Source organism: Microbacterium xanthum (assembly GCF_034531355.1).
GTDB classification, from domain to species: Bacteria; Actinomycetota; Actinomycetes; order Actinomycetales; family Microbacteriaceae; genus Microbacterium; species Microbacterium xanthum.
In genome coordinates, this window is record NZ_JAWHUE010000006.1 from 1 (window position 1) to 3,086 (window position 3,086).

At 55.3% G+C, this 3,086-nt stretch carries 1 rRNA gene and 1 other annotated feature (1 of these 2 running past the window's edge); the gene reads right to left on the reverse strand.

Features of this window, described 5'->3' with window-relative positions:
• Positions 1 to 54: 54 nt before the first annotated feature.
• Positions 55 to 171, reverse strand: a 5S ribosomal RNA gene (gene rrf, locus RZO50_RS14690).
• Positions 172 to 293: 122 nt separating this feature from the next.
• Positions 294 to 3,086: a sequence feature (most likely nonfunctional fraction of RNA operon), on the reverse strand (it continues 1,717 nt past the right edge of the window).

The window sequence follows — 3,086 nt, forward strand, 5'->3', positions numbered from 1 at the left end:
CTGTTAACGCGGAAATGGCCACCCTGCGTTGGGTGGCCATTTCCGGTAAGGGAAGTCCGGCGGTGTCCTACTCTCCCACAGGGTGGCCCCTGCAGTACCATCGGCGCTGAGAGGCTTAGCTTCCGGGTTCGGAATGGGACCGGGCGTTTCCCTCTCGCTATGGCCGCCGAAACACTATCGATGTTTCATTCGGTCACAACAAAGAATGGTGTCTTGTTGTGGTTGTTCCCGACCGTACATCGGGAACCACACGGTGGACGCGAGTCACGCTTATTAAGAAATGAGCGGGGGTGTTATCAAGTCATCGGCTTATTAGTACCGGTCAGCTTCACGCATTGCTGCGCTTCCACATCCGGCCTATCAACCCAGTAGTCTGGCTGGGAGCCTCTCACCCGAAGGTATGGAAGTCTCATCTTGAGGCCGGCTTCCCGCTTAGATGCTTTCAGCGGTTATCCATCCCGAACGTAGCTAATCAGCGGTGCTCCTGGCGGAACAACTGACACACCAGAGGTTCGTCCAACCCGGTCCTCTCGTACTAGGGTCAGATCCTCTCAAACTTCCTACGCGCGCAGCGGATAGGGACCGAACTGTCTCACGACGTTCTAAACCCAGCTCGCGTACCGCTTTAATGGGCGAACAGCCCAACCCTTGGGACCTACTCCAGCCCCAGGATGCGACGAGCCGACATCGAGGTGCCAAACCATGCCGTCGATATGGACTCTTGGGCAAGATCAGCCTGTTATCCCCGAGGTACCTTTTATCCGTTGAGCGACAGCGCTTCCACAAGCCACTGCCGGATCACTAGTCCCGACTTTCGTCCCTGCTCGACCTGTCAGTCTCACAGTCAAGCTCCCTTGTGCACTTACACTCGCCACCTGATTGCCAACCAGGTTGAGGGAACCTTTGGGCGCCTCCGTTACATTTTGGGAGGCAACCGCCCCAGTTAAACTACCCACCAGGCACTGTCCCTGAACCGGATTACGGTTCGAAGTTAGACATCCAGAGTGACCAGAGTGGTATTTCAACAACGACTCCACAAACACTGGCGTGTCTGCTTCAAAGTCTCCCACCTATCCTACACAAGCCACACCGAACACCAATACCAAGCTGTAGTAAAGGTCACGGGGTCTTTCCGTCCTGCTGCGCGTAACGAGCATCTTTACTCGTAATGCAATTTCGCCGAGTTCGTGGTTGAGACAGTTGGGAAGTCGTTACGCCATTCGTGCAGGTCGGAACTTACCCGACAAGGAATTTCGCTACCTTAGGATGGTTATAGTTACCACCGCCGTTTACTGGGGCTTAAATTCTGAGCTTCGCCTTACGGCTAACCCGTCCTCTTAACCTTCCAGCACCGGGCAGGCGTCAGTCCGTATACATCGTCTTGCGACTTGGCACGGACCTGTGTTTTTAGTAAACAGTCGCTACCCACTGGTCTCTGCGGCCACCACACCCTTTTCCACGCAAGGCGGTATAAGTGGATGGCCCCCCTTCTCCCGAAGTTACGGGGGCATTTTGCCGAGTTCCTTAACCACGATTCTCTCGATCTCCTTGGTATTCTCTACCTGACCACCTGAGTCGGTTTGGGGTACGGGCAGCTAGAACCTCGCGTCGATGCTTTTCTCGGCAGCATAGGATCACCCACTTTTCATCCGCATCGTGTCTCAGCCTGAATGAGTGACGGATTTACCTACCACTCGGCCTACGCACTTGCACCAGGACAACCATCGCCTGGCTTGGGCTACCTTCCTGCGTCACACCTGTTAATACGCTAGCCGCACCAGCATGGGGTCGAGCGTTCGCCAGGACGGCTTCACCCCGAAGGGATCCATCCATTCCTGGTTAGGACTCTTAGCACCACTGGATTAGCTTGGGCGGTTCTTCGCCGGTACGGGAATATCAACCCGTTGTCCATCGACTACGCCTGTCGGCCTCGCCTTAGGTCCCGACTTACCCAGGGAAGATTAGCTTGACCCTGGAACCCTTGGTCTTTCGGAGGACGTGTTTCTCACACGTCTTTCGCTACTCATGCCTGCATTCTCACTCGTGTGGCCTCCACGGCTGGGTCACCCCGCCGCTTCACTGCCCACACGACGCTCTCCTACCCATCAACACGGCTGGACCACGAAGGCCTACCAATAATGTCAATGCCACAACTTCGGTGGCGTGCTTGAGCCCCGTTACATTGTCGGCGCGGAATCACTTGACCAGTGAGCTATTACGCACTCTTTCAAGGGTGGCTGCTTCTAAGCCAACCTCCTGGTTGTCTGAGCAACTCCACATCCTTTCCCACTTAGCACGCGCTTAGGGACCTTAGTTGGTGGTCTGGGTTGTTTCCCTCTCGACTATGAAGCTTATCCCCCACAGTCTCACTGCTGCGCTCTCACTTACCGGCATTCGGAGTTTGGCTGACGTCAGTAACCTTGTAGGGCCCATCGGCCATCCAGTAGCTCTACCTCCGGCAAGAAACACGCAACGCTGCACCTAAATGCATTTCGGAGAGAACCAGCTATCACGAAGTTTGATTGGCCTTTCACCCCTATCCACAGCTCATCCCCTCAGTTTTCAACCTAAGTGGGTTCGGTCCTCCACGACGTCTTACCGTCGCTTCAACCTGGCCATGGATAGATCACTTCGCTTCGGGTCTAGGACACGCGACTGAACGCCCTGTTCAGACTCGCTTTCGCTACGGCTACCCCACACGGGTTAACCTCGCCACGTATCGCTAACTCGCAGGCTCATTCTTCAAAAGGCACGCTGTCACCCCTACTAAGGAGGCTCCAACGGTTTGTAAGCAAACGGTTTCAGGTACTATTTCACTCCCCTCCCGGGGTACTTTTCACCTTTCCCTCACGGTACTTGTCCGCTATCGGTCATCTGGGAGTATTTAGGCTTATCAGGTGGTCCTGACAGATTCACACGGGATTTCTCGGGCCCCGTGCTACTTGGGATACACGCCACGCTGAAACACGCATTTCGACTACGGGGCTGGCACCCACTATGGCCGGCCTTTCAAGACCGTTCGTCTACACGCTTCCATCACGTCGATCACCCGGCAGGATGATCAAGCACGTCCCACAACCCCTCAC